At 46.9% G+C, this 19,216-nt stretch carries 13 protein-coding genes; 3 read left to right on the top strand and 10 right to left on the bottom strand.

Going from position 1 to position 19,216, the window contains the following annotated elements:
* The first annotated feature begins 8 nt into the window (after positions 1-8).
* Positions 9-872: a 4-hydroxybenzoate octaprenyltransferase gene (ubiA, locus tag C2757_RS07380; protein ID WP_215373916.1), complete on the top strand. Its 864-nt coding sequence runs from the start codon at positions 9-11 to the stop codon at positions 870-872.
* Here ubiA and proC read toward each other — a convergent pair.
* Genes proC through C2757_RS07355 form a run of 5 tightly spaced genes read right to left on the bottom strand, consistent with a single transcriptional unit; the run spans position 869 to position 6,390 of the window.
* Positions 869-1,738, bottom strand: a complete 870-nt coding sequence (gene proC / locus C2757_RS07375) for a pyrroline-5-carboxylate reductase (RefSeq protein WP_215373914.1) — start codon at positions 1,736-1,738, stop codon at positions 869-871. The genes ubiA and proC overlap by 4 nt on opposite strands.
* Positions 1,735-2,460: a YggS family pyridoxal phosphate-dependent enzyme gene (locus C2757_RS07370; RefSeq protein WP_215373913.1), complete on the bottom strand. Its 726-nt coding sequence runs from the start codon at positions 2,458-2,460 to the stop codon at positions 1,735-1,737. The genes proC and C2757_RS07370 overlap by 4 nt, the downstream gene beginning before the upstream one ends.
* Positions 2,457-3,734: a glycolate oxidase subunit GlcF gene (glcF, locus tag C2757_RS07365; protein ID WP_215373911.1), complete on the bottom strand. Its 1,278-nt coding sequence runs from the start codon at positions 3,732-3,734 to the stop codon at positions 2,457-2,459. The genes C2757_RS07370 and glcF overlap by 4 nt, the downstream gene beginning before the upstream one ends.
* A gap of 8 nt (positions 3,735-3,742) precedes the next feature.
* A complete protein-coding gene (glcE, locus tag C2757_RS07360; protein WP_215373909.1) occupies positions 3,743-4,885 on the bottom strand; it encodes a glycolate oxidase subunit GlcE in 1,143 nt (380 codons plus the stop codon).
* Positions 4,885-6,390, bottom strand: coding sequence for an FAD-linked oxidase C-terminal domain-containing protein (locus C2757_RS07355; RefSeq protein WP_251366729.1), 1,506 nt, complete (start codon positions 6,388-6,390; stop codon positions 4,885-4,887). The genes glcE and C2757_RS07355 overlap by 1 nt, the downstream gene beginning before the upstream one ends.
* Positions 6,391-6,417: 27 nt before the next feature.
* Here C2757_RS07355 and C2757_RS07350 point away from each other — a divergent pair, with 27 nt between their 5' ends.
* On the top strand, positions 6,418-6,987 hold the full coding sequence (locus C2757_RS07350; RefSeq protein ID WP_215373907.1) for a cob(I)yrinic acid a,c-diamide adenosyltransferase: 570 nt from the start codon (positions 6,418-6,420) through the stop codon (positions 6,985-6,987).
* Positions 6,988-7,026: 39 nt separating this feature from the next.
* On the opposite strand, the gene C2757_RS07345 is transcribed toward C2757_RS07350, so the two are convergent.
* From C2757_RS07345 to C2757_RS07330, 4 genes are read right to left on the bottom strand one after another with little or no spacing between them, the layout of a single operon-like run.
* Positions 7,027-8,151, bottom strand: a complete 1,125-nt coding sequence (locus C2757_RS07345; RefSeq protein WP_215373906.1) for a 3-deoxy-7-phosphoheptulonate synthase — start codon at positions 8,149-8,151, stop codon at positions 7,027-7,029.
* A gap of 30 nt (positions 8,152-8,181) precedes the next feature.
* Positions 8,182-9,672 carry a metalloprotease TldD gene (tldD, locus tag C2757_RS07340; RefSeq protein WP_251366728.1) on the bottom strand — a complete coding sequence of 497 codons (1,491 nt, stop codon included), beginning with the start codon at positions 9,670-9,672 and terminating at the stop codon, positions 8,182-8,184.
* A gap of 20 nt (positions 9,673-9,692) precedes the next feature.
* Positions 9,693-10,526, bottom strand: coding sequence for a carbon-nitrogen hydrolase family protein (locus tag C2757_RS07335; protein WP_215373904.1), 834 nt, complete (start codon positions 10,524-10,526; stop codon positions 9,693-9,695).
* On the bottom strand, positions 10,523-14,635 hold the full coding sequence (locus C2757_RS07330) for a YhdP family protein (protein WP_215373902.1): 4,113 nt from the start codon (positions 14,633-14,635) through the stop codon (positions 10,523-10,525). The genes C2757_RS07335 and C2757_RS07330 overlap by 4 nt, the downstream gene beginning before the upstream one ends.
* Before the next feature lie 65 nt (positions 14,636-14,700).
* Here C2757_RS07330 and glnE point away from each other — a divergent pair, with 65 nt between their 5' ends.
* Positions 14,701-17,526 (top strand): bifunctional [glutamate--ammonia ligase]-adenylyl-L-tyrosine phosphorylase/[glutamate--ammonia-ligase] adenylyltransferase, encoded by a 2,826-nt coding sequence (glnE, locus tag C2757_RS07325; protein ID WP_215373900.1) that lies wholly within the window; start codon positions 14,701-14,703, stop codon positions 17,524-17,526.
* 5 nt (positions 17,527-17,531) lie between these two features.
* On the opposite strand, the gene recN is transcribed toward glnE, so the two are convergent.
* On the bottom strand, positions 17,532-19,202 hold the full coding sequence (gene recN, locus C2757_RS07320) for a DNA repair protein RecN (protein WP_215373899.1): 1,671 nt from the start codon (positions 19,200-19,202) through the stop codon (positions 17,532-17,534).
* Between the last annotated feature and the right edge of the window lie 14 nt (positions 19,203-19,216).

The raw sequence follows: 19,216 nt of genomic DNA, 5'->3' as shown, positions 1-19,216 counted from the left end.
ATGAGCTTATGAGATTCAAAGACCGACTTACCTCGTATGCTTACCTAATTCGCTTAGACAAGCCAATTGGTACGCTATTGCTTCTTTGGCCCACATTATGGGCGCTTTGGCTGGCAAGTGGTGGGTTCCCGGATACCAAGATCCTATCGATTTTTGTAGTGGGTACTTTTTTAATGCGAAGTGCTGGGTGTGCAATCAATGATTACGCTGATCGTGATTTCGATCGTCATGTGCAAAGAACACAGGGACGCCCCGTAACCAGTGGAAAAGTTTCTGGAAAAGAAGCGGTACTGGTTGCTGTTGTATTGGCAGCGATTGCGTTTTTGCTCATTCAGCCACTCAATGCGTATACCAAGAAACTCTCTTTTTTGGCATTAGCTGTTGCTTTTATTTATCCCTTTACGAAGCGATTCTTTGCCATGCCTCAAGCCGTGCTGGGTATTGCATTTGGTTTCGGTATTCCCATGGCTTATGCCGCTATTCAGAATTCGATTCCGTTTGAAGCATGGATTTTGTTTGTTGGGAATATTTTTTGGGCGATAGCCTATGACACCGCATATGCGATGGTGGATCGAGAGGATGATTTACGTCTGGGTTTACGCACATCGGCAATTACATTTGGTAAGCATGATGTGATGGCGATTGCAATTTGCTATGCCGCCTTATTCATCAGTCAAATCTGGGTGGCGCAACTAGCTAATCTTAATAATTATTTCTTGATTGGCTGGTTTGCAGCTTTAGCTTGCGCTGTTTATCACCTCAAACTCATCTCTACACGTCAAAGAGATGAATGCTTTCGGGCTTTTCGCCATAACAGCTGGCTTGGTGGGTTTTTGTTTCTAGGGATCGTGTTGGGTTTAGCGCTGAATTAGCTTCTACCTAATTCATCACCCATTGCTTTGCTTCGTTCGCTTGCCGCATCAATGGCTTTTTCTAAAATCCCATGCCAGCCTTGCTGCTTCATCACTTCTAGCGCTGCTGCAGTAGTGCCGCCTTTAGAGGTCACCCGCTCACGCAACACCCCAGCATGCTCATCGGAGTTATGTGCAAGTTGGGTTGCACCTTCAAGGGTTGCATACGCAAGTTTGCGGGCACTTTCAGCATCTAAGCCGAGTTTTTCTCCAGCAGACTGCAGCGCTTCTAAAAAAGCAAATACATAAGCAGGACCACTACCGGATATGGCAGTGACTGCATCCATCAGATTTTCTTCATCTACCCAAATACTTTGACCAACTGCATTGCAGATAGTCTGTGCCAAAGTACGATCAGATAGATTCACTACAGCATCCGCAAATAAGCCAGTGATACCTTTACCAATGAGTGCAGGGGTGTTAGGCATAGCGCGGACACATCGCGTGTGGTCAAGCCAGCGACTCATGTCTTGTACACGAATTCCTGCGGCAATACTGAGAATAAGGGGACTCGGAGCAGAGGCATGCTTTAGTTTGTCAGCGAGACTTTTTGCAACAACGTTAAAGTCTTGAGGCTTGATTGCCATTACTACGACATTGTTCTTAGAGAAGTCAAAAGCAAGGTGTTCTAAAGCGCTGATACTTTGTACGCCGAAATCTTCATTGAGCTTTAAAGCAGTAGCTGGATTGGCTTCCACTACGGAGATCTGGTTTGCATGAAATTCGTTGGAGATGAGACCGCTAATGAGGGCTCGTCCCATATTGCCACCACCAATAAAGGTGATGTGAACTTGGCTCAGGTTTTGGGTGTTTTGACTTGTACTCATTTGTTAATCTTATCGCGCTTCCCAAAAATAGCAGTTCCTATTCGAACCATGGTGCTGCCTTCTGCAATGGCAGCCTCTAAATCATCTGACATCCCCATAGATAGGGTGTCAAAGAATTGAAAGCGGGGATCGGTAAATCTGCTGGCTTGAATATGCTTAAAGCAGGCACGTACCTGAGAAAATGCTGCGCGCTGTTGATTTGGATCAGGATTTGGTGCGGGAATAGCCATGAGCCCGCGAAGCACGATATTGGGTAATTTGGCAATCGCATCGCAAAGAGATTCCACTTGATCAAGAGGCACTCCACTTTTACTATCCTCTTGACTGACATTGACCTGCACGCAGACCTGCAGTTCGGCTAGCGCTGGAAACTCACCGCGTTGCGTTGATAAGCGTTCGGCAATTTTCAGACGGTCAACGCTGTGCACCCAATCAAAATGCTCAGCTACTTCTCTCGTTTTATTGCTCTGGAGTGGTCCAATGAAGTGCCATACCAACCACGGACGCAATTTAGCAAGTTGAGTAATCTTTTCAACAGCTTCCTGCACATAGTTTTCACCAAAGGCCGATTGTCCTGCATGCATTGCCTCTTCAATTGCAGCTGCTGGAAAAGTTTTGCTGACTGCGAGAAGCTCAATATCTTCAGGTTCTCGCTTTGCTGATAGGGCTGCAAGTTCAATGCGTTGCTTGACTTGCATGAGATTAACAACTATCGAATTCATCGGGTCTTGGGAGATTTGCTGATGAGTTGATCGACAAGTTCAATCCAATGAAGTACCGGGGTATCTTCTTGTTGTAAATGGGTGATGCAGCCAATATTTCCAGAGACGATAAATTGAGCATCAGATTCTTCGCAAGCGGTATTCAGGTGATGAAGCTTATTTTTGCGAAGTTGCTCAGAGAGTTCTGGTTGGGTTACAGAATAAGTGCCTGCTGATCCACAGCATAGGTGGCTGTCTGCACATAGGCGGACGCCAATACCAATGCTCGTTAACAAGCCCTCAACCTTGCCACGGACTTGCTGTCCATGTTGCAAAGTGCAGGGCGGGTGATAGACAACCCCCGGTTTCTGATCGGTTCCAATGAGCTCAATGAGTTCTTCCTGGAGGGTTGGCAGGATTTCAGAGATATCTTTGGTAAGTCCCGAAATCTTCTTAGCCTTTAAGCTATAAGCAGGATCGTTGGCAAACAGGTGGCCGTAATCTTTGACCATTACGCCGCAGCCAGATGCCGTCATGATGATTGCTTCAACGCCGCTTTCTACTAAAGGCCACCAAGCATCAATATTTTGCTTGGCATTTTCTAGTCCGCCTGCTTGATCATTTAGGTGGTAACGCAATGCTCCGCAACAAGTCGCATTAGGTGCGCTGATGAGTTGAATCTTTAACGCATCTAAAACACGTGCAGTTGCTGAATTGATATTCGGCAGCATGCCAGGTTGAACGCAACCCTCCAGGATGAGCATCTTGCGAGCATGTACAGTACTTGGCCTAGCGTAAGGATCTGTTGATTTGCTCAAGGCTTTATTTTTAGCTTCAGGAATTTTGCGCTGAATACTGCTGGGCATTAAAGGGCGTACAAGACGACCAAGTGTCATTGCTGAGTTAAACAAAGCAGGCTTAGATAAGCCTTCAATTAAGGCCCAACGCGTTAAGCGCTCCCCGATAGGGCGAGCTGGCGTATTTTCTTCAGCCCATTTGCGTCCGATATCTACTAGGTTGCCGTATTGAACGCCACTGGGACAAGTGCTCTCACAATTTCGGCAGGTAAGGCAACGGTCTAAATGCTGGCGAGTTTTTTCTGTAGGTGCTTGGCCTTCAGCCATCTGCTTGATCAGGTAGATGCGACCACGCGGGCCATCTAGTTCATCGCCTAAGAGTTGGTAGGTAGGGCAGGTGGCAGTACAAAAGCCACAGTGAACACATTTACCAAGGATGCGAGCAGCTTCAATCCCTTCGGGGGTATTAGCGAATTGCGGGGCGAGTTGAGTTTGCATAAAAATACTTAAGGAAGACGTTTAGTGGCAAAGACACCAGCCGGATCAAAAGCGGATCTTAAGCGTTCTTGCACTGTGACTAGGGCATTGGAATGGGCTTGCTCGCTCAATAATGTAAAGCGTTGAAAGCTTGGGTCAACGTTTGCGCCTTGCCTAAAGCGAGTGGCATGTCCACCATGATTTGTAGCGAGTTGTTTGATAGCGGCAAATGTCTTTTCATCGCCGGGAGCTTTGATCCAGCGTTGTTGGCCATGCCACTCAAGTAGCACATCTTTACTTGCATCTGGAATCGTTAGCGTTCCACATGCAGCAGGAAGTGCTAAGCGATATAGAGTTTGATCTGGAGAAAGGCCTGCAAAATAAGACAGTTTGTGCTCGCGTAAGTCATTCCAAAAAGTGGTTGCAACATTCGGATCCACTTCGGTGGCGATGACGAGGGAGCTCATTAGCGGAATTGCGGCTTTGACTGCGGCCGCAGCTCCAGCTAAGCGAATCATCAATTGACCTTCATCATTGGCATTACCAATCCAACAGCTTGCAGATATCGGCAGAGGTTGGCCAGCCCACTCGTTTAATACCTTCAATGCATTTTTTTGGGAAATGGCGCATTGCAGGGTTGCGATAGCTGCTGGCTTAGGCAGAACCTTAACTGATGCCTCTAAAAGTAGAGAGAGTGTGCCCATGGAGCCTGGCAGTAAGCGCGACACATCATAGCCGGCAACGTTTTTCATAACCTTGCCGCCAAAAGAAAGATCTTGACCTTTGCCATCCAGAATTCGAGCACCCAATACGAAGTCACGAAAATTTCCGACACTGATTCGACCTGGGCCCGCCAAGCCTGCTGCAATTGCACCGCCAAAAGTAGCGTGCTCACCAAAGTGTGGTGGCTCAAAAGCAAGCACCTGATTTTTTTCTGCGAGTGCGGCTTCAATTTCCCGCAATGGAGTGCCAGCACAAGCGGTAATCACCAGCTCCTCTGGTTGGTATTCCAAAATACCAGAGTAGCTGCGGGTATCTAGCTTGTTATAGGTGTTCGGATTACCGTACCAAGATTTTGTACCGCCACCCTGAATTGAGAGAACGGTATTATTTTTGGCCGCATCGAGAATTTGCTCCCGAAATGCATTAATCGTTGGGTTAGAGGCAGTCATTAGAAGCGCTCCAACTCAGGATGTGGCAGTTTGCCTCCGCTGATGCGCATCCGGCCGTACTCAGCACAACGAGTGAGTGTGGGAATCGCCTTATCAGGGTTGAGTAGCTTTTCTGGATCAAAAGCACCCTTCACGCCCCAAAAAGTTTCGCGCTCACCCTCTCCAAACTGTACGCACATTGAGTTGATCTTTTCGATACCTACTCCATGTTCACCGGTGATGGTGCCACCGAGTTCAACACAGGCTTCTAAAATTTCTGTACCAAACTCTTCAGCGCGATGCCATTCTTCTTGATCCGCGCCATTAAACAAAATGAGTGGATGCATATTGCCATCACCAGCATGAAACACATTTAAACAACCCAGACCGTATTTCTCTTCCATGCCAGCAATGCGCTTTAGCAAAGTTGCAATATGTCTTCTTGGGATAGTGCCATCCATGCAGTAATAGTCTGGCGCTAAACGGCCTGCCGCAGGAAAGGCATTTTTGCGGCCACTCCAAAATTTTAGTCGCTCACCTTCATCTTTTGAGATTTGAATACCGCTGGCACCTGCTTGCTCAAGGACCTTAGTCATGCGCTCGATTTCTTCGGCAACCTCTTCTGGGGTACCGTCTGATTCACAGAGCAAGATTGCAGCCGCATCTAAGTCATAACCTGCGTGAACAAATTCTTCTACTGCACGCGTAGTGGCTTTATCCATCATTTCTAGGCCAGCAGGAATGATGCCTGCCGCAATGATTGCAGCCACGGCATTACCACCCTTTTCAATATCGTCAAAGCTCGCCATGATGACTCGTGCCAACTTTGGCTTTGCTACTAACTTCACAGTAACTTCAGTCACTACTGCTAGCATGCCTTCACTACCCATCAAGATCGCAAGTAAATCTAAACCTGGGGAGTCAGGCGCTAAGCTACCAAACTCAACAATCTCACCATTCATCAACACACCACGAACACGTAAGACATTGTGTAGGGTCAAACCATATTTAAGACAATGTACGCCACCGGAGTTTTCATTCACGTTGCCGCCAATGGAGCAAGCAATTTGTGATGAAGGATCGGGAGCGTAATAGAGGCCTAAATGTGCAACTGCTTCGGAGATGGCAAGATTGCGCACACCCGGTTGCACCACGGCCGTTCTGGTGAACGGATCAATACTCAAGATTTTCTTTAACTTAGCTAGCGATAAAACCAAGCCTTGCGAAATTGGCATTGCCCCGCCAGACAAGCCAGTACCAGATCCCCGTGGGACAACTGGAATTTGCATGGCAAAGCAAATTTTGAGAATCTGAGCAACTTGCTCTTCGGTTTCTGGGAGGGCAACCGCCAAAGGCATACGTCTATAGGCAGCCAAGCCATCGCATTCATAAGGAATCGTGTCTTCAGGCTCCCAAAGCAATGCATATTCGGGGAGGATAGGGCGAAGGGCTGAGACCAGTTTGGACTGAAGCGCGCTAATCGCTGCTAAATCGGGGGGTGGGGTCACCATATTCATAAGAATCATTTTAGCCATATACCTATAATTAGGCTCATGGGAAATCGATTATCAAAAATCGCCACTAGAACGGGCGACGCCGGGATGACTGGCCTTGGCGACGGAAGTCGCGTAGAAAAGGATCATTTGCGGATTTGCGCCATGGGCGATGTGGACGAACTGAACTCAGAAATCGGTGTTTTGATGACTGAAGAGATCCCGGAATCTATAGCCCCAGAATTAAAAGCACTCTTTTTGCAGGTGCAACATGACTTGTTTGATTTAGGGGGCGAACTCTGTATCCCCAATTACAAGTTACTCAATCCTGAGCATGTTGCTCAGTTGGATGTTTGGCTGGAAAAATATAACCAGCAGTTACCGCCCTTAACAGAATTTATTTTGCCGGGCGGCACGCGTGCTGCTGCTCAAGCGCATGTTTGTCGAACTGTTTGCAGAAGAGCAGAGCGTTCAATTGTGCGCTTAGGTTGGGCAGAGCCTTTGTACGACTCACCCCGTCAATACGTTAATCGTTTATCAGATTTATTGTTTGTGCTCTCACGCATTTTGAACCGTGCTGCCGGTGGTACTGACATACTCTGGAAGCATGAAAAAAAAGAGACTAAGTAAATTAGTCTCTTTTTAGCTTTGCAGTAGTTACAGGGCGTATTACTTTTTCTTGCTTCTGCGTTTTTTCACAGCAGTTGCCAAACGCTCAAGCACTTTCACAGAATCATCCCAATTAATACAGGCATCCGTAATGCTCTTGCCGTATTCCAGTTTGCTTGGATCATCCTTGCCAGGTGTAAATTTCTGAGCACCATCATTAAGATGGCTTTCAACCATGACGCCAAAAATCTCGTTTGATCCAGTTTCAATTTGCTGGGCAATATCATCCGCAACAATGATTTGACGCTCATGTTTCTTACTGGAGTTTGCATGGGATAGATCCACCATTAAACTCGCTGGAAGCTTGGCGGCAGCGAGCTCAGCGCAAGCTGCTTGAACATGTTTGGCTTCGTAGTTGGGCTCTTTACCGCCACGCAAGATGACATGACAATCCTTATTACCCTTGGTTTCGACAACGGAGACTTGCCCATTTTTGTGAACAGATAAAAAGTGATGCGGGCGTCCAGCCGCTTGAATTGCATCGGTTGCAATTTTGATGTTGCCATCAGTGCCATTCTTAAAGCCAATAGGCGCAGACAAACCAGAGGCAAGTTCACGGTGAACCTGACTTTCAGTAGTGCGCGCACCAATAGCGCCCCAAGAAATTAAGTCGGCAATGTATTGCGGAGAAATGACGTCAAGGAATTCGCTACCTGCAGGCATGCCAAGACGATTGATTTCCATCAGAACCTGGCGAGCAAGTCGAAGACCTTCTTCAATGCGATAGCTTTCATCAAGGTAAGGGTCGTTAATCAAACCTTTCCAGCCAACAGTAGTACGCGGTTTTTCAAAGTAGACGCGCATCACAATTTCCAGCTCACCAGCGAAACGTTCACGTTCAGCTAAAAGGCGTTGGCAGTATTCCAATGCTGCTTTGGGATCATGAATAGAGCATGGCCCAATGATGACGAGCAAGCGATCATCGTTACCATGAATGATGTCGCGAATCTTTTTGCGGGTTTTGCTGATCAATGCTTCGGTTGGGGTTCCAGAGATCGGAAAAAAGCGAATCAGATGCTCTGGTGGAGGCAGAACAGAAATGTTGCTAATGCGTTGGTCGTCGGTGTCCGACGTTTTATCAACGACGGAGTACCAATTATTTGGGTTGGTGTTTTGTTGGCTCATCCGGCTATTTTAAGCCGTAATTTGGCAATCTTAGGCGGTTCCGCCCACGGTGAGGCTATCTATCCTCAAAGTTGGCTGCCCAACCCCGACAGGAACGCTTTGACCTTCCTTGCCGCACACCCCGATACCACCATCTAATTTAAGGTCGTTGCCGATCATGGAGACCTGCTTCAAGGACTCTGGGCCGCTGCCAATAATGGTTGCTCCTTTTACAGGGTATTGGATTTTGCCGTTTTCTACCCAATACGCTTCAGAAGCCGAGAACACAAATTTACCACTGGTGATATCCACTTGGCCGCCACCAAAATTGACGGCATAAAGTCCACGTTTAATGCTGGCCACAATTTCTTGGGGATCATCCTTGCCGGCCAACATATATGTGTTTGTCATGCGCGGCATCGGAAGTGAAGCAAAACTTTCGCGGCGACCATTACCGGTCAGAGGCATTTTCATGAGACGGGCATTCAGACTGTCTTGAATATAGCCTTTCAGAATCCCATCCTCAATCAAGGTAGTGCACTGAGTGGGTGTGCCTTCATCGTCAATATTCAATGAGCCTCGGCGGCCAGTAAGCGTGCCATCATCTACTACAGTAACCCCTTTTGCGGCCACGCGTTGACCGATGCGACCCGCAAAAGCTGAAGAGCCCTTGCGATTAAAGTCACCTTCAAGCCCATGCCCAACAGCTTCATGCAATAGCACTCCAGGCCAACCTGGTCCCATCACAACAGTCATTGGGCCAGCAGGTGCCGGGCGTGAATCTAGATTGACTAAAGCACCATCAACAGCCTCATCTACATACTGGTTGATTAGTGCCGTATCAAAATAATGATAGTCATGGCGCGCGCCGCCACCAGAGGAGCCGGATTCACGTCGACCATTTTGCTCGGCAATCACATGTACCGACACGCGCACCAAGGGCCGCACATCAGCTGCTAGCAAGCCATCAGCTCGCACCACTAACACCACATCAAACTCACCCGCAAGACTTGCCATCACTTGAATGATGCGAGGATCACGAGCTTTTGCACGACGCTCAATGCTTTCTAGAAGAGCAATCTTTTCTTTGGGTTGCAGTGAGTCCAGTGGATTGAGGTCGGAATACAGTTTATTAGATGCAGGATGAAATAATTTACTAGCCACCACTTGTTTCCCGCCTTGCGGACCAATGACCCGAGTGGCTTTGGCCGCTTTGTGAAGCGCTTCCAAATTGATTTCATCGGAATAGGCAAAAGCCGTTTTGTCGCCGTATATGGCCCGGACACCAACACCTTGATCAATATTGAAGCTGCCGGATTTCACAATCCCTTCTTCAAGACTCCAGCTCTCGCTACGAGTATGTTGAAAATATAGATCAGCATCGTCAAGACGGTGGGTAAACATATTGCCAAAAGTCTGATGCAAATCTTGTTCTGATAATCCTGTTGGTTCAAGCAAAATGGATTTAGCCAGTTTCAGTAAATCTGCCTGCTTTTTGGCTTTGGCCCACTTGGCGGGAAATAGTGCTTCTGGTGCATTCATGTGATTCGGCAGAACTTTCTTTAAAGCTTGCGGTGTGCAAGTGCGGGTAGCTTAGAGCGTACCTCGTTTAAGCGATCTTTGCTCAATACCCCTGAAATGAATCCCTGCCCTTCAGGGAGATTGCTTAATACCTCGCCCCAAGGGTCAATCAACATAGTATTGCCCCAGGTTCTACGACGATTTGGGTGGGTGCCACCTTGCGCTGAAGCTAAGACGTAACATTGATTTTCAATTGCGCGTGCTCGCAGAAGAATCTCCCAGTGATCTTTGCCGGTGGTGTAGGTAAATGCAGCAGGAATAATGTGGCAATCGACCTGACCTAGGGCGCGATAAAGCTCAGGGAATCTTAAGTCGTAGCAAATGCTAAGACCAAAAGCCCAATCTTGACCATCCACAGAGATTTTCAGAATGCCGGGATGTTCACCAGCTTCAATCGTTTCGGATTCCTGATAGCGTTCTGTATTTGTTTGAAATCCAAATAGGTGAATCTTGTCGTAGCGAGAGATTTGCTGGCCTGCTGGGTCAAACACCAGTGTCGTATTGAGAACCTTATTCGGATCTTTAGCTACAAGGGGAATGGTTCCTGCAACCAAGTACACCTGATGTTCTTTTGCAATAGCTGATAGTCGATCTTGAATAGGGCCTTGACCAATCGCTTCTCTTGCTCGGATCTTATCTGTATCTTTAAGGCCCATTAAGCAAAAGTATTCTGGTAGCACGACTAATTGAGCGCCTTGTGAAGCTGCAGCGTGAATGAAGTTGTTAGCAGCCTCCATGTTTTCATCCACACTGGGAGTGGAGACCATCTGAATAGAGGCAACCTGTAGCTCAAGGGGATTGGTGGATGTAATCATTGGGGTTGAGGCTGCGGTACTGGATTTGGAGTCGTATTGTTGCTGGGTTTCGTTTGTTCTTTTAGAAGTTCTTTATTGCGGATCGTTTCTAAAGTTTTTACATCAATCGGCTGACCCTTTTGATCTAGCGCAATGACTTCGGGATTTTCCCAGGAGCCCTGGATTAAATAGTCCGATTGAAAATTGCGATTGATTTGATTAGTAATGAGGTATTGGCCAACCAATGCTCCCAGGCCAACAATCGGATTAATTGCGAAAGCAGCTAATGATCCAGCGGTTGCATCAATTGTGGGGAAGATAGTAACGCGTAGGTCTTGAGTTTGTTTGGGAATATTGATTTGTCCCGTCATAGCCACCCTAGCTTGATCTAAGCCCATAGAAAATTGTTTGGTTTGTGCAATTCCACTACTCACTTCAAAATTTGCGTTGATGCTATTAAAAGGAGTGCCTTTGGTGACAATATTGCCTAGGCTGCCTTGCAGATCAAACGTTGCAAATCTAAATAAACTTTGCAAACTTAAAACATCCAGAATTTGGGCGCCACTGGTATTGACTTCAAGTAGGCGTCCTTTTTCAAGGTTAAGATTGACCTTGCCCGCAAGAGAGTCATATTGAGGTGTAAATGGAGAGCCATCCCACTCTGCATTTGCATTGAGTTTGCCTTTTCCGCCCTCAATAGATTTTTGTGAACTCCAGTGGGCAATGATATGACCTGCATCCTTGATCTCCATATCGATATTGAGCTTACTGTGCTCTGTCTGATTCAGAGCTGCGCCCATCCACTGCCCAGAAACCATTGAGCTCCCTTGAGGATTATTTACTTGCAGGGACTCAAGGGTGAGTAAGTTAGCAGTGCTTTTGGTTTTAATTTTGATTTGACCAAGCTGAGCTTTAGACCAATTGAACTCATCGATTGATACATCAAGACTAGGGATCGTTCCAGGATCCAATTTAGATTTGCTGACTGTTTTTTTCTGCTCTACTTTCGTAGCTTCGTCTGGAATAGTGAGTCGACTGAGGCGCCCACTAATTAATCCACTGTAAAAACTTGGATTCGATTCTTGATATTGAAGTTGGCCAGCCACTTGAGGTGAGTTAAGGCGTAGCTTCCATACAGAATTTTTACTGACAGCGGATAAATTGAGGTCCTGCCAGATGCGATCTTGCAGGGCGAGCTTTCTAATTTCGGCTGTTACCTGAATAGGGCTTGCTTTGGGATCATTCAATTCAGTTGCAGAGCCCTTTTTCTTTTGTTGTCCAAAAAACTCAATCCAGGAATCAAGATTTAATTCATTACTAGCCAAATTTAAGTGGAAGCCATCTTGGGGGAGCATTGCAGGAGCACCAATTCCTAGTGCATAACGCAATTCATCATCCCCATTACCCTCTCCTTGAACTGAATAGAGTTCGCCAAACTTGCCAGACCAACTAAAGCGGTCATTACCCGATTGTGAATTTGGGAAAGTTTTAAAAGTAAGTTGACCTTGCATCGGCGCACCCATCAGTTTTCTGGCTGGGATGGGTGAGGCGCTGGCCCAGTCGCGCAGATCAAATTTGAGATTAGTTTCACTACCTGCTTTATTGAAGTTCAGAGTGCCTTCATACTTGGCTCGACCACTCATTCCATCGAGGATGGGTGATGAATCTGTCCTAAGCGTATTCGCAAAATAACTCTTAATGAAATCCGCAGAAAAATCACCTGCAATATTGAAGCTCTGACCTGATGCAGACTGAGCACTATCGATCCTTAAGGACCCACCTAAAAAATTGGCAGTGAGGTCTTCAAATTCTGGGTGGATTTCGGTAATCCGAATTTTTCCTTTGAGATTTTCAAGTGGAGGCAATTTAGCCCATTGCACCCTATTGCCACTGAGGTCTAGTTTGATATCAATATTGCTATCGGCATCACCAGACAGCGGCAGTTTTAGTCCAAGAGCAAGGTTTATAGGGCCGTTAACTTGCAAATTCTTTTCAAGCTTATTTTGTTTCTTAGCGAATGGAGATGCAAATAAATACTCCAACATTTGCGGAGCATCGCCTTGCGCATTACCGTTGGCGGAGAGTGTCAGATGATTTGCGCTGACATTAGGAATTTCAGCATGAAAGTTTTTCAGTGCAACTTGTTTGTAATTGGCCTGATCAATATCAATGGATAGCGCAGCGTTTTGCATGGTCATTAGGCCATCAATATTGCTGAACGCAGACCACACTCCCTGGTTGCTTGGTATCAGTGGGGCTGGGCTGAATGTTGCCCCAACGATTGGCAGGCTTAAAGTAAAGTCGCCTGGGTTACCACGGGGAAATGGAACGTCATTGGGGTCGCCATTGATATGGAGCTTACCGTTCTGAATAGTTCCCGCAGAAAAAGCCTTACTTAAATAGAGTCTGGCATCTTTGCCCATGCCAAGAGGTAAATAGCGATAGGCAGAAGTTAAGTTTGCTTTGGCAAAGTTCATACCCAAGGTCATCAAATCGGGTTTTTTAGGGTCACCGATGAGATAACTCAGATTCAGGGTCGTATTAATTTCAGGATTACTGAGTGAGAGTTGTTTGGCATTAATTAGCCAATTTCCTCTTTTCTTAGACCAGGAAATCTGTCCGCTTGCTTGATCTAATTGAATTTTGGGGTCGGCCAAAAAGTCATTGATCTCAAGCCCCAGATTTTTGGAATTTAAAGTGAGGCTACCCTGATTTTGATCGCCGGAGATAAAGCCCGAGAGATTAGTAACAGATGGCATCGATTTGTTGATGCCTACGAAGCTCAGGTTAATCAGTTTGGCACTGACTGAAAAATCAAGCTTATTCGATTTAAACCAGCCGCCTGGAATATTGAGTGCTGATAATGGAGACTTACTTTCTGACCAGTGAATGTCAAGATCTTGGAGCTCTCCGTCGGCTTCAGAAACTTTAATCCATTGATGTACTTTTTTCGATAGGGGTAGGTTCAGCGCAAATAAGGCAATGTCTTCCACCAGGATTTTTGGTGAAGAAAATCCAAATTCTTTAATCTCACCATCAGCACCCGGTGGCTTCCAGCGAAAAGTCATGGGGCTTAAATTTTCGAGTGGTGCTGTATTCGGGCTCTCGGCATCTCGCCATGCAAATGTTTTGGTAGTGATAGAAATGAGCCCACTTTCATTTTCTTGAACCACATTTGTCTCTAGTCGACCAAGGGCAATAGCATCCTCATTTTTTGCTAGCTGGATAGTGAGATTGTCAGCGGCAATATAGGCTTCGCCGCCATCTGGTTTTCCGTTATCCAGTTTTAGTTTTCCTCTGGAGCTCAACTTGCCCTCTAGAGTATTGAGGGGAACAGAAAACTCCTTAGAAATTTGAGTGAGATTCAGATCATTGAGATTCCAGGAAACAGTGCCAATCCAATCACGCCAATCGCCCGCTTGACCGCCTAGGTGGTGAACAAAGTCAGCCTTGATCTCCAGTGGCCCAGTAGTCCATGGTGTGCGAGTGGTGAGAAGCGCTTTGTGACTTCGAATGCCATTGCTGAGCGATAAATTTTGAATCTCAATGGTAGTAGGCGCCTTGTTATCCTGCTGATCAGTCCAATAGAGTTTGACGTCACTCACCAAAATATCGTCTTGAGAAAATAGCCAGTCTTCAAAACCATGATCTCCTGAATTGCTGTGTATCGGAATTCCCGCAATGGTGATGATCCCTTTAGCATTTCTTTGAGCATAAATTTCAGCGCCTTTGAAATTGAGCTCATGAAAGTAAGGCGCTAGGTGATAGAAAGAATTCCAGCTAAGCTCCCCGCTAATTTTTGAAATTTGTAATAAGGGTTTCGTCTTGTCTGGGCTATTAAAACGCAAACCTTCAATTTCAAAATTGGGTCGGATGCCAGTCCAGGAGACTTTCAATTCGTCCATGGTGACATTGGTGCCAATCCGAGCGCTAAGGAGTCGCTCTACTGATGCTTTGGATTTTTCAATTTGAGGCCAAACAATAAAACGAATGCCGAGGTGGCCAAGCACCATGAGTAGCAAAATCAATCCGCAAAGAATGAGCGCGCGTTTACGCCAAAGTCCACCAGAACCTTGAGGACGTTTTGCAAGCACGCTCTTGAGGCGAGGCGGAATGAACTTTTGCAGCATGAGCTCTATTATCCGTCAGCCTTTACTGGGTCGCCAAGCTTCTGGCGACAGATTAAGATGGGGGAATGGATGAATTTTCTCGGCAAATCGCATTTTTAGAGCAGCATTCGACTTATGCGCGTCGCTGGCTCAATGCTCGCCCTGAGTGGGTTGATTGGCTTCGTATCCAGGGGTCAAAAAAGCTGAATTTGCAGGGAATTGCCGATTTGTTAGCCGCTTGTGAAATGGAGAGTGCAGCTGCATCCCAAGACGAGTCCCAGTTTATGGCCAATTTACGCCTGGCTAGACAGCGCCTCATGCTGTGGATTGCTTTTCGGGATCTCAATGGAATGGCTGATTTGGATGAGGTCACCCATAGTCTTAGTCAGTTTGCCGAGTTAGCAATCGCAAAATCCATTGCGTATATTCGGCAAGATCTCCAGAGTCGCTTTGGTTTGCCCTGGAGCATGACCAGTCATTCAGAAATGCCATTGATGGTGGTTGGTATGGGCAAGCTTGGCGGCCTTGAGCTCAATCTATCGTCTGATATTGATTTAATTTTCTTGTACGAGCACGAGGGTGAAACCCTAGGGGGCCCTCAAAGCCTATCGAATCAAGAATGGTTTTCTCGCATGGGCAAACGACTCATGAAGTTGCTGGCCGAGCTTGACGAGAATGGCTTTGTATTTCGGGTGGACATGCGCCTAAGACCCAATGGCGACTCTGGCCCATTGGTTTGTAGTTTGGACATGCTCGAAGAGTACCTGATCGTGCAAGGCAGGGAGTGGGAGCGTTATGCCTGGATTAAGGGGCGCCTGATTGCTCCTTCGCCTGGAACGGCAAATTATGAACATTGCGCAAAAGAGTTGGAGCAGCTCATTCGGCCGTTTGTATACCGCCGGCATTTGGATTATGGGGTAATCGCTTCCATACGAGATCTTCATGCTCAGATTCAACATGAAGCAGATAAAAGATCCTCTCATCATCAAGGTCGTTCGCGGGACATTAAATTAGGTCGAGGCGGTATTCGGGAAATTGAGTTTCTTGCGCAAATGTTCCAGCTGATGCGGGGTGGTACTGATCCCCGCTTTAGAGTGCGCCCCACCCTAGAAGTGCTCAATTGGGTTGGACAAAAGGGCGCCTTGCCAACTGAAGAGGTTGAGTCCTTGCAGGCAGCATACAGATTTCTGAGGCGCCTAGAACATCGCCTGCAGGTTTGGGATGATCAGCAAACGCATTACCTCCCCGATGATCTTTCTGCTCGTGAACGTTTAGCAGCTGCCATGGCTGATAAAGATCAGAGCCTGGATGTCGATGGCTTTATGGCTGAGTTAGATCGCCATCAAAATAATGTTGCCGCTCTTTTTGAGAAGGCATTTTTACTGGATGACAGTCTTCGCTTGGATCTTGCGCCAATCGATCTTGCTTGGGAGCCGCCGTCCCAAGTTTTTCCACAGTCATTGCTGCGCTGGCAGGCTTGGGTTGAGAGCCCCAAGCAAAGACAGTTGCCCGAGAAGAGTCGCTTAATTTTTGTTAATTTAATGCGGACAGCTGCTCAGATTTTGAGTGAGGATGGCGTTGATCGAACTCATGCTGATCAAACCTTATTACGTTTTTTTGATTTGTTAGAGGCTATCGCGAGGCGCAGTGCTTATCTCTCTATTTTGGCTGAGTACCCCAGAGCATTGCTAAATGTATTGGACTTATTAAAAGCTTCTCATTGGGGCGCGCAGTACCTGACTCGACACCCCCATTTGTTGGATCACTTACTGAACTCTCGCACTGAACAAGCTTTGATCGAGCATCCTGAAGAGTATTGGCATGAAGTCAAAGCCAATTTGAACATTCGTCTTGATGACGTGATGTCCGATGCTGATGGTTCTGAGCAAGCTATGGATATTTTGCGAGTCACCCACCATACAGAAACATTCATTACCCTTTTAGCTGATTTAGGTATTGGGGTTGAGCAGGCGCTGCCGGTGGAAAAAGTGAGCGATCATTTATCAGCTTTAGCAGACTTGATTTTGCAGATCACTTTTGAGCGTGTGTGGCCTGAGGTTGCACAAAAATTTGGTCTAGCTCAGGAAGCGGTTAAAACAGCCCCACCATTTGCGATCATCTCTTACGGGAAGTTGGGCGGCAAAGAATTGGGATATGCCTCCGATCTAGATTTAGTCTTCCTCTACCAATCCGATGAATCTGATTTTTCAGCTCAAGAAATTTATGCACTCTTAGCAAAACGAATGATCAACTGGCTAACTGCTTTTACGGCGACTGGTAGTTTATTTGAGATTGATACCCGTTTGCGGCCCAATGGCTCGGCAGGATTTTTGGTGACAAATGCTAATGCGTTTAAGAAATACCAAATGCGCGAAGGCAATAACGCTGCCTGGGTATGGGAGCACCAAGCCCTCACGCGGGCGCGTTGCTCAGCAGGTAATGTTGCAGTCGGAGCTGATTTTGATCAGGTGAGAGCAGAGGTGCTGAGCCAAAAGCGGGATATTGACCATCTTCGGACTGAAATTCTAGAGATGCGCCGAAAAGTGCACGCCGGACACCCCAATGTAAGCGGTCTATTTGATCTCAAGCATGATTCTGGCGGTATGGTCGATATTGAATTTATTGTTCAGTATCTGGTGCTGGCATATTCCCACCAACACGAGCAGCTCATTCATAACCTAGGCAATATTGCACTGCTGCGGATTGCTGGCGAAGCCGGTCTAATAGATCGCGAGGCTGCTTTATTGGTCGGGAATGCTTACCGCTTATTACGGTCTCGCCAGCACCGCTTGCGCTTAGACGGTGCAGAAAAAACACGCATCAACATTGAAGATGAACCTGAGTTGATTGCTGCTAAAGATGCTGTGATGGCGCTATGGCTAAAGATTTTTAAAGCACCTTCAGCGAATTAAACAACTTAGCTTTGTTCTAGCAATTCGCGGGCGTGGCGACGTGTAGTATCTGTAATCGTTGCACCACCTAACATTCGGGCCACTTCTTCAACACGTTCCACTCTGCTCAAGGGTTGAACTTGAGAAATGGTTTTCTCACCACTTTGCGCTTTGCTGACTTTGAAATGATGATTTCCTTGAGCAGCAACCTGCGGTAAATGGGTGACACAGAGAATTTGATGGGATTGACCTAGTTGATGCAGGAGTTTGCCAACAGTTTCAGCAACTGCTCCACCAATACCGGCATCAACCTCATCAAAGATTAAGGTAGGTGTGAATGAGGCTTTGCTGGTGATGACGCTAATGGCCAAGCTAATTCTGGCAAGCTCTCCCCCAGACGCAACCTTGGCAAGGGCGCGCGGTGTGCTGCCAGCATGACCGGCTACAAGAAACTCAATCTGCTCCAATCCATAGGAGCCACCTTCGGCAAGCGGTATGAGGGCGATTTCTAGGCGTCCACCTGCCATCGACAGGTCTTGCATAGCGTTGGTAACCAATGTGCCAAGATCAGTTGCAGCTGCTTTCCGTTTTTGGGATAGTTGTTTGGCCAGCTTGAGATAAGCAACTTCTTCTTGTTGGACTTTTTCACGAAGGGCATCAATATTTTGTGAAGCCGTTAATGCATCGAGTCGCTCACTAGTTTCTAGTAGTAGCTTTGGAAGCTCATCGGTATCGGTACGATATTTTCGAGCAGCCCCATGGAGTGCTTGCATGCGTTCTTCCACTTGCACAAGACGATCGGGATCAAGATCCAGTTTCTGTACGTAGCGATTCAGGCTATGAATGGCTTCATCCAGTTGAATTTGTGCGCTTTGCAAGGAGTCGCTGATACTATTTAAGGCGGGATCATGCTCCGCTAAGGTGCTGATATTGCTACAGACTTTAGAAAGGCTGGATTCAATTGCGTTATCAGAATCACTCAATACTTCAATTGCCTCTTGGCAGCCGCCAATGAGTTTGGCACCATTGGCTAGGCGAACATGCTCACCTTGAATGCTTGACCACTCACCTTCGAGTGGAGATAAAGCCGTGAGCTCTTCAAGTTGCCATTCCAGACGTTCCCGTTCTCTCTCGATATCTTGTCCGGCATTCTCAGCCTGCTCTAATTTTCGGCGCGAATCATTCAGGGTTTTAAATGCTTGAGCGACTTCACTAGCTAGCAGTAGCAAACCAGCATGTCGATCGAGTAATTCCCGTTGCGCGCCACCCTTGAGGAGAAGTTGATGCGCGTGCTGCCCATGAATATCTACTAGTTGATCGCCAGCTTCGCGCAGTTGTGCCAAGGTTGCCACGCTGCCATTAATAAATGCGCGACTTCTTCCATTACTCTCGACTGTTCTCTTGAGTAAAAGACTATGCCCTTCGTCTTCAATTGGAAAGCCTTGCTCATCAAGCCATTGAGTGAAGCGTTGTATTTGGTCATCCTCAATTTGAAAGCGGGCAGAGATTTCTGCGCGATTGCAGCCCTCACGAATTTGGCTGCTGTCAGCGCGTTCTCCAAGCACTAGGCTCAAGGCATCTAAGAGAATGGATTTTCCAGCGCCAGTTTCGCCAGTGAGTACAGTAAAGCCAGTAGAAAAATCTAGTTCAAGCTGATCAACAATGACAAAGTCACGAAGTGAGATGGTTTGAAGCATGGCTTAGCGTAGCA

It is taken from the genome of Polynucleobacter sp. MWH-Svant-W18 (assembly GCF_018687495.1).
Lineage (GTDB): Bacteria > Pseudomonadota > Gammaproteobacteria > Burkholderiales > Burkholderiaceae > Polynucleobacter.
Note: the sequence above shows the minus strand (reverse complement) of the source record. Positions and strands in the feature narration are given on the sequence as shown.

What these genes read in the sequence shown, in the direction of transcription:
- ubiA (WP_215373916.1), top strand. Translation starts at nt 9, where the DNA reads ATGAGATTCAAAGACCGACTTACCTCGTATGCTTACCTAATTCGCTTA.
- proC (WP_215373914.1), bottom strand. Translation starts at nt 1,738, where the DNA reads ATGAGTACAAGTCAAAACACCCAAAACCTGAGCCAAGTTCACATCACC.
- C2757_RS07370 (WP_215373913.1), bottom strand. Translation starts at nt 2,460, where the DNA reads ATGAATTCGATAGTTGTTAATCTCATGCAAGTCAAGCAACGCATTGAA.
- glcF (WP_215373911.1), bottom strand. Translation starts at nt 3,734, where the DNA reads ATGCAAACTCAACTCGCCCCGCAATTCGCTAATACCCCCGAAGGGATT.
- glcE (WP_215373909.1), bottom strand. Translation starts at nt 4,885, where the DNA reads ATGACTGCCTCTAACCCAACGATTAATGCATTTCGGGAGCAAATTCTC.
- C2757_RS07355 (WP_251366729.1), bottom strand. Translation starts at nt 6,390, where the DNA reads ATGATTCTTATGAATATGGTGACCCCACCCCCCGATTTAGCAGCGATT.
- C2757_RS07350 (WP_215373907.1), top strand. Translation starts at nt 6,418, where the DNA reads ATGGGAAATCGATTATCAAAAATCGCCACTAGAACGGGCGACGCCGGG.
- C2757_RS07345 (WP_215373906.1), bottom strand. Translation starts at nt 8,151, where the DNA reads ATGAGCCAACAAAACACCAACCCAAATAATTGGTACTCCGTCGTTGAT.
- tldD (WP_251366728.1), bottom strand. Translation starts at nt 9,672, where the DNA reads ATGAATGCACCAGAAGCACTATTTCCCGCCAAGTGGGCCAAAGCCAAA.
- C2757_RS07335 (WP_215373904.1), bottom strand. Translation starts at nt 10,526, where the DNA reads ATGATTACATCCACCAATCCCCTTGAGCTACAGGTTGCCTCTATTCAG.
- C2757_RS07330 (WP_215373902.1), bottom strand. Translation starts at nt 14,635, where the DNA reads ATGCTGCAAAAGTTCATTCCGCCTCGCCTCAAGAGCGTGCTTGCAAAA.
- glnE (WP_215373900.1), top strand. Translation starts at nt 14,701, where the DNA reads ATGGATGAATTTTCTCGGCAAATCGCATTTTTAGAGCAGCATTCGACT.
- recN (WP_215373899.1), bottom strand. Translation starts at nt 19,202, where the DNA reads ATGCTTCAAACCATCTCACTTCGTGACTTTGTCATTGTTGATCAGCTT.